This is a genomic window from Bacillus sp. S4 (genome assembly GCF_040838205.1).
GTDB classification, from domain to species: domain Bacteria; phylum Bacillota; class Bacilli; order Bacillales; family Bacillaceae_G; genus Bacillus_A; species Bacillus_A cereus_U.
Genome location: NZ_JBFPJI010000175.1, coordinates 1 through 6,750 on the forward strand (window position 1 = coordinate 1; position 6,750 = coordinate 6,750).

Sequence of the window (6,750 nt, forward strand, 5' to 3'; positions counted from 1 at the left end):
ACATTATTAATATGATTGTTGATTATATACTATGCGGGGGTCTTAATTTGAAGGGAAGAGATGTTGTTTTAGGTTTATTAATGCAAAAAGAATTATCTGGTTATGATATTAAAATTGTTTTTGAAGACGTATTTACTCATTTTTTTGATGGGAGCTTTGGAATGATTTACCCAACGTTACGTCAGTTAGAAAAAGAGGGGAAAATAAAAAAAGAGGTTATCATGCAAGAAGGGAAACCAAATAAGAAAATGTACTTTATTACAGATGAAGGGCGTGGAGAGTTTTATCAATACATGCAAACGGATGTAGAAAAAGATGTTTTACGTTCAGATTTTTTAATGAGGATGTATTTTGGTAATTATAGTGATGGTGCGAAGATAAAAAAATGGATTGAGGACGAAATTGAAAGAAAAGAAGCGTACATTGTGGACCTTCGCTTGAAATATGAAAAATGGAGAGAAGGTATTACGTTTGTTGAAGAAATTTCGCTTGATGTAGGTATTGCAACATATAGTGCACAAGTAGAGACGCTGAAGAGAAAGTTAGAGCAGTTAGAAGCGAAAGAAAATAATAAAACAGAAGAATGAAAAATGTGTTCAAAATAAATAAAGGGGTAGATGAACATGGAGCAATCAAAGGGACTGAAAATTGTCTTTTTAATGTGCTTAGGTATTTTTCTTTGTATGATTGATACAACGATTATGAATATAGCTTTACCAGCTATACAAACAAGTGTGAATACTTCATTAGAAAAGATGTCATGGGTATTAAATGTATATACAATGACTATTGCGGTACTCGCAATTCCGCTAGGACGGATAGCTGATATTTTTGGAAAAGCAAAGATGTATATTCTTGGTTTGGTGATTTTCGGTGGTGGGTCAGTACTTTGTGCTTTTGCTAATACAGGTGACTTCCTCATTTTTTCTCGTTTTATACAAAGTGTTGGAGCAGCAATTTTATTTCCGATAAGTATGGTAATTGGTGTATCAGCTATGCCGTTAGCAAAGAGGCATGTTGCACTTGCTATTTTAGGAGTAACGCAAGGATTGTCAGCTGCACTTGGTCCGGTAATAGGCGGAATTATTACGCAAAATGTAGGATGGAGATGGGTGTTCTTCGTCAATGTTCCGATTTGTATTCTGGGAATCATTTTATGCTGTATTATGTTACAAGTAAAAAATGAAGAACGTATTATTTCAAAAATTGATTGGATTGGACTTATGTTAAGTAGTTTAGCGATTTTTTCTTTTACTCTCGTATTAGTGAAAGGCAATACGTGGGGATGGCAAAGTAATATCGCTTGGTCTTGTTATACCATTAGCACTATTTCTCTTATTCTATTTGTTTTAGTGGAACGAAAGATTCATAATCCGATGGTGAATTTAAAATTATTTAAAGATCGAATGTTTGTAGGAGCGTCTATCGTTGTTGTATTAAGTAATTTATTTTTAATCGGAGTAACTGTGTTGCTTCCAACATTCTTGACAAAAATACAATACCGAACGGAAATTGAAGCTGCTTTTTTAGTGACACCTATTTCAGCGATGATATTTTTTGTCTCACCGGTTGCAGCAACTTTAATTAAAAAATTTGGAAAAGTAACTATTATTTTGTCAGGGTTTCTTGTTATGGGTCTATCCTACTATTGGTTGCAAATGATTGGCGTCAATTCAACAAATATAGAAATTATTACTCCGTGTATGATATTAGGTGTTGGATATGGTTTAGTAGTGGGACCAATTACAGTTTTAAGTGCATCTTCGTTTGAAGGGGAATTATTAACTGCTTCTCAAAGTGTTGTCTCGATGTTACGACAAGTTGGAATTGTATTAGCGGTTGCAATATTTGTATCTAATTTAACTCACAATTTAACAGTAAATAAAGAGAGTGTCTATCATTATGCGGAAGAAAAAGTACGTAATATTCATGGGGATAGTATTCAGCAAACTGAGATATTACAAGTAACAAAAGAAAAAATAGAGAAACAAAGTATAGAAGCAAATGTAGAAAAGAAACAAAATGAAATATGGGTGGGATTAAGTAAAGAGAAAAAAGATGAATTAATTCATCAAAAAGTGGATGAGGTATTAAGCGGAGTTCCAGTAGAATATAGAGATGTGAAAAGAGAAGAAGTTACGAATCGAGTAACAAAAGAAGTTGAAAAACAAGAAGAGAACATAAAAAAAGAAATACTCGTATTTTCAAATGATGTGAATCATTATGCTCAGAATCAGATGGCGATGAGTTTTACTGATTTATATAAAGCGAGTGTTCCGATTATTTTAGTTTGTGCTTTAGTAAGTTTGTTGTTTTGGGAAGGGAAAGCTTTAAGTAAGAGAAGAGGGAAAAAGAGTAGTAGAGGAATTGTAAGGGAAATAGGCTAAATATGAATTGTGCTCTAGTGATGGAACGTTGGCTGTCAAAAAATTAGTATAGTTATTTTGGGAACTCCTCGGTAATGGGCGAAACATAAACCGTGGGGTTCTTTACATGGATAAAAAAATTGTAGCATTTTAAATTTGGGGATTTTGTTGTTCTATAGTACATTAACAAGAGGTATTAGTTTTATAGAGAGGTGAGGAAATGATAGATACAGCAGATGCTTCAATAAGTAATCGGATGTACACCGAAGAAGAGCAACAAAAATTATATAAACGAACGTTAATAATCGTAAGTATTTCACAAATGTTTGGCGGAGCGGGATTAGCTGCTGGAATTACAGTAGGTGCACTTCTTGCACAGCAAATGCTTGGAACAGATGCATATGCAGGATTACCGGCTGCTATGTTTACATTGGGATCTGCGGTAGCGGCTTTCTTTGTTGGGAAGTTATCGCAAAAATATGGTCGCCGAATAGGACTTGCAACAGGGTTTATAGTAGGGGGACTAGGGGCTATTGGAGTTGTATTGGCTGCGTTAACAAATAGTATTATTCTATTACTAGTCTCTTTACTCATATATGGTGCGGGTACAGCGACGAATCTACAAGCTCGTTATGCTGGTACTGATTTAGCAGATAAGAAGCAGCGAGCAACTGCTATTAGTATTACGATGGTTATGACGACTTTTGGTGCAGTTGCAGGACCGAACTTAGTAGGCGTAATGGGAGATTTTGCCCATTCAATTGGAATTCCTAACCTTGCAGGTCCGTTCATATTATCAGCAGCGGCATTTATACTTGCGGGCCTTGTCCTTTTTGTTATGCTTCGTCCAGATCCATTAATTATTGCTAACATAATAGAAACATATAAACAAGAACATACATATAAAGGGCAACCAGTAACAGAAGAAATGATAGAAAATAAACGTGGTGTTACTGTTGGAGCAATCGTAATGATACTTACTCAAATAGTGATGGTTGCGATTATGACGATGACTCCAGTTCACATGGGACACCACGGTCATGGATTAAGTGCAGTAGGTCTCGTGATTGGTTTTCATGTAGGTGCAATGTACCTTCCATCACTTGTTACAGGAATGTTAATTGATAAAATTGGCCGTACTAAGATGAGTATAGCTGGTGGGGTGATTTTACTTGCAGCGGGTGTCATAGCTGCGATAGCACCGAGTGATTCTTTACTATTATTAATTGTTGCTCTTTCTTTACTTGGATTAGGATGGAATCTCGGATTGATTAGTGGTACAGCACAAATTGTTGATTCCACAACTCCTTCTACACGCGCTAAAACACAAGGGAAAATAGATGTTTTTATTGCGTTAGCCGGAGCTTCAGGTGGAGCGATGTCAGGAATGGTAGTAGCTAATTCCAGTTATGCCGCATTATCATTAGCGGGAGGAGTGTTAGCATTATTGCTAATTCCTGTTGTGATATGGTCTCGGTTAGGTAAAAAAAATTCATGAAATTAAAAAGAGGTTCTAGTTATTTCCTAGAATCTCTTTTTAATTCGTTTAACTTAAACCCCACTCCACGATAAGCCCTAAATGCGTAAGTCCACCGCCAAAACCGTACAGTAAAAGTGTATCTCCATTATTTAAATTTCCTTCTTTTCTAAATCGTTATTAGACAATACTTGATTTGGAATATAAGTACCAATTGTAGTAATACGAGATTTAGAATGCATAGGAACATCTCCTGACATTTTTACAAGCTGATACTAATATAAGGTTGTAAAAATGTCAATAAAAACTTTTATTGTATGGAAACGATAATGTTTAATTCACTATGGAGGAATCTGGCGAATGACGTAAAAATAATATACAGAAAGCTGCTAAAATTGATAATGAAGGGGTCTGAGATTCTTGAAAAGAATCGTATATTTGTTGTTTCTTATTTTAATATGTAGCGTTACATCTTTTATTTTGCCAGAGAAGTCTTATGCATGTGATTGTGCGAAATTTACACCAGAAGATGCATTTCAAAATAATGATGTAGTTTTTGAGGGGAAAGTAATTGATGTTAGAAGTGAAGAGGGAGTTGGAACTAAAGTATTATTTGAAGTGAAGAAAATTTGGAAAGGGACAAGTTCTTCGCAAATTATCATTTATACAAGTTTTGGTAGCTGTACATTTCGTTTTGCAGAGGGGGGAGAGTATCTAGTCTTTTCTTCTTATACAGGGACAAAAAGTTAGGGACATCTATCTGCAGTGGAACGAAGCGATTAGATGATGCAAAGATGGAGAAACAGACTTTAAGTCATATTGCAAAAGAGTCAACTCCAACGAAGAAAGTGGATTTAAAAGGTGAGATGGTGAGCGGTTTAAGTTGGTGGCAAGTTGCTATCATTTCTATAAGTGTGTTACTGATAATTGCTGTTGTTATTTTTATTGTGAGAAGAACTCGCAAAAAATGACGATTAAAGTAAGAATATAAAGATTTTCTTTAGAGTGATATAGTCTGTTAAATCTTGTGAAAGCGAATTACTTATGCTACACTTTATATAACTTGAAATGAACGGAGGGGCTTCCTTTGATCTTAATCAGATTACGTCTCAACACTTTGTGCCAATAATTGAATAGCGCTCAAAGGCTCTGTCTGTGTACAGAGTGAACGGGATTGGTCTGCCTATTTTAAAGGAACCCTTTATTAAGCTTATATGTGAAAAAGAGGGAGGGACGAATACGCCCTCTTTTTGTTTTGCCTTTAAAAATAGAATGGGATAGTATAGGTGAACACTTGGTGTGAATACGTATATTATCTTAGGACTTTTTGACCATGTTATAGGACGAAAGCACTGCTTTCTTCTATTTCTTTGGTGAACCCTTATCCGTTTACGAAAGCACAGGCAGTGACCTGTGCTTTTTATTTACGTAATCGAAATGGAGGAATAAATATATGGAAGAATTATTACAAAGAGCAATATTAGTTGGAGTAAATTTAGGTAAGGAAGCTGATTTTGCATATTCGATGGAAGAGTTAGCGAATCTTACGGAAGCTTGTGATGTGGAAGTAATCGGTCAAGTGACGCAAAATTTACAACGAGTAAATCCGTCGCATTATATTGGAAAAGGGAAGATTGAAGAAGTAGCAGCGTATGTGAAAGAAGTAGATGCAAATATGGTCATCTTTAATGACGAATTATCTCCTTCACAAATTCGAAATTTAGAAGAGGATTTAGATTGTAAAGTAATTGATCGTACCATTTTAATTTTAGATATCTTTGCGCAACGTGCGAAAACGAAAGAAGCGCAGTTGCAAGTAGAAGTGGCCCATCTTCAGTACATGATGCCTCGTTTAATCGGTCTTCGTGAATCTTTAGGAAGACAAAGCGGGGGAGTTGGCACGAAAAATAAAGGTGTCGGTGAGAAGAAGTTGGAATTAGACCGTCGTAAAATTGAAGAACAAATTGCAGCTCTAAATAAAGAATTAGAGGCACTTGTTGCACAGCGCCAAACGCAGCGTAAACAACGTAAGAAAAATGAAATTCCAGTTGTGTCATTAGTAGGATATACGAATGCAGGTAAATCAACGATAATGAATACGATGCTTGAAATTTTTAACGGTACTGTAGAGAAACAAGTATTTGAAAAAGATATGTTATTTGCGACGTTAGAGACATCTGTACGAAATATTGATTTACCAGATAATAAATCATTTTTATTAACAGATACAGTTGGATTTGTAAGTAAATTACCGCATCATCTTGTGAAAGCATTCCGTTCAACGCTAGAGGAAGTGGCTGAAGCAGATTTACTCATTCACGTCGTAGATTACTCAAATCCCAATTATGAGCAATTAATTGATATTACAAATGAAACGTTAAAGAAAATTGGCGTGGAAAATATCCCGACGATTTATGCATATAACAAATCAGATTTGGTAGATGTTGAAATTCCGAAAGTGCAAGAAGATCGCGTTTATCTATCTGCGAAGAAACATGTTGGAATTGAAGAGCTTGTAGAAGTGGTTCGCTCACACATTTATAAAGAGTATACGAAGTGTGAAATGTTAATTCCGTATGATCAAGGACAGGTAGTTTCGTATTTCAACAATCATGCACACGTTTTATCTACGAGTTATGAAAACGAAGGTACGAAAATGGCACTAGAATGTAAGACGAGTGATTATGAGAAGTATAAGCGTTTTTCTATTTAATAAAAAAGGCGATCCTAATATGCTTTAGGGTCGTCTATTTTTTCATAGTTGCAAGCCTTCCTTTCGTCCTGCCTTAGTATAAAAGAAAATACAGAGAGTTCATATAAATAAATCCGACAAAGCATATAGAAAAAATATATTTTTTTACAAGTTGAATTTCTGGAAATAGAAACGAAACCAGTATAGAATAGAAA

General features: G+C 35.2%; 4 protein-coding genes and 3 pseudogenes. 5 read left to right on the forward strand and 2 right to left on the reverse strand.

Features of this window, described 5'->3' with window-relative positions; translation table 11 throughout:
* Positions 1-47: 47 nt before the first annotated feature.
* From AB3X48_RS15265 to AB3X48_RS15275, 3 genes are all read left to right on the forward strand, one after another.
* Positions 48-587 (forward strand): PadR family transcriptional regulator, encoded by a 540-nt coding sequence (locus tag AB3X48_RS15265; RefSeq protein ID WP_016104489.1) that lies wholly within the window; start codon positions 48-50, stop codon positions 585-587.
* 36 nt (positions 588-623) lie between these two features.
* Entirely contained in the window at positions 624-2,387 is a 1,764-nt protein-coding gene (locus AB3X48_RS15270; RefSeq protein ID WP_088098931.1) for an MFS transporter, read from the forward strand.
* A 199-nt stretch (positions 2,388-2,586) separates the two neighbouring features.
* Complete coding sequence (locus AB3X48_RS15275) at positions 2,587-3,864, forward strand: MFS transporter (protein WP_088098932.1); 1,278 nt, start codon at positions 2,587-2,589, stop codon at positions 3,862-3,864.
* Between the two features lie 48 nt (positions 3,865-3,912).
* Here the strand turns inward: AB3X48_RS15275 and AB3X48_RS15280 are convergent.
* A pseudogene (locus AB3X48_RS15280) lies at positions 3,913-4,014 on the reverse strand (3-oxoacyl-[acyl-carrier-protein] synthase III C-terminal domain-containing protein); the annotation flags it as partial.
* Positions 4,008-4,085: pseudogene (locus AB3X48_RS15285) on the reverse strand (3-oxoacyl-ACP synthase); the annotation flags it as partial. The pseudogenes AB3X48_RS15285 and AB3X48_RS15280, both read right to left, overlap by 7 nt.
* 178 nt (positions 4,086-4,263) lie before the next feature.
* Here AB3X48_RS15285 and AB3X48_RS15290 point away from each other — a divergent pair.
* Both AB3X48_RS15290 and hflX read left to right on the forward strand, forming a co-directional pair.
* Positions 4,264-4,814 (forward strand): annotated as a pseudogene (locus AB3X48_RS15290) (cobalamin biosynthesis protein CbiN).
* Between the two features lie 482 nt (positions 4,815-5,296).
* A complete protein-coding gene (hflX, locus tag AB3X48_RS15295) occupies positions 5,297-6,556 on the forward strand; it encodes a GTPase HflX (RefSeq protein WP_016104493.1) in 1,260 nt (419 codons plus the stop codon).
* The last annotated feature ends 194 nt before the right edge of the window (positions 6,557-6,750 follow it).

What these genes read in the sequence shown, in the direction of transcription:
- AB3X48_RS15270 (WP_088098931.1), top strand. Translation starts at nt 624, where the DNA reads ATGGAGCAATCAAAGGGACTGAAAATTGTCTTTTTAATGTGCTTAGGT.
- hflX (WP_016104493.1), top strand. Translation starts at nt 5,297, where the DNA reads ATGGAAGAATTATTACAAAGAGCAATATTAGTTGGAGTAAATTTAGGT.
- AB3X48_RS15275 (WP_088098932.1), top strand. Translation starts at nt 2,587, where the DNA reads ATGATAGATACAGCAGATGCTTCAATAAGTAATCGGATGTACACCGAA.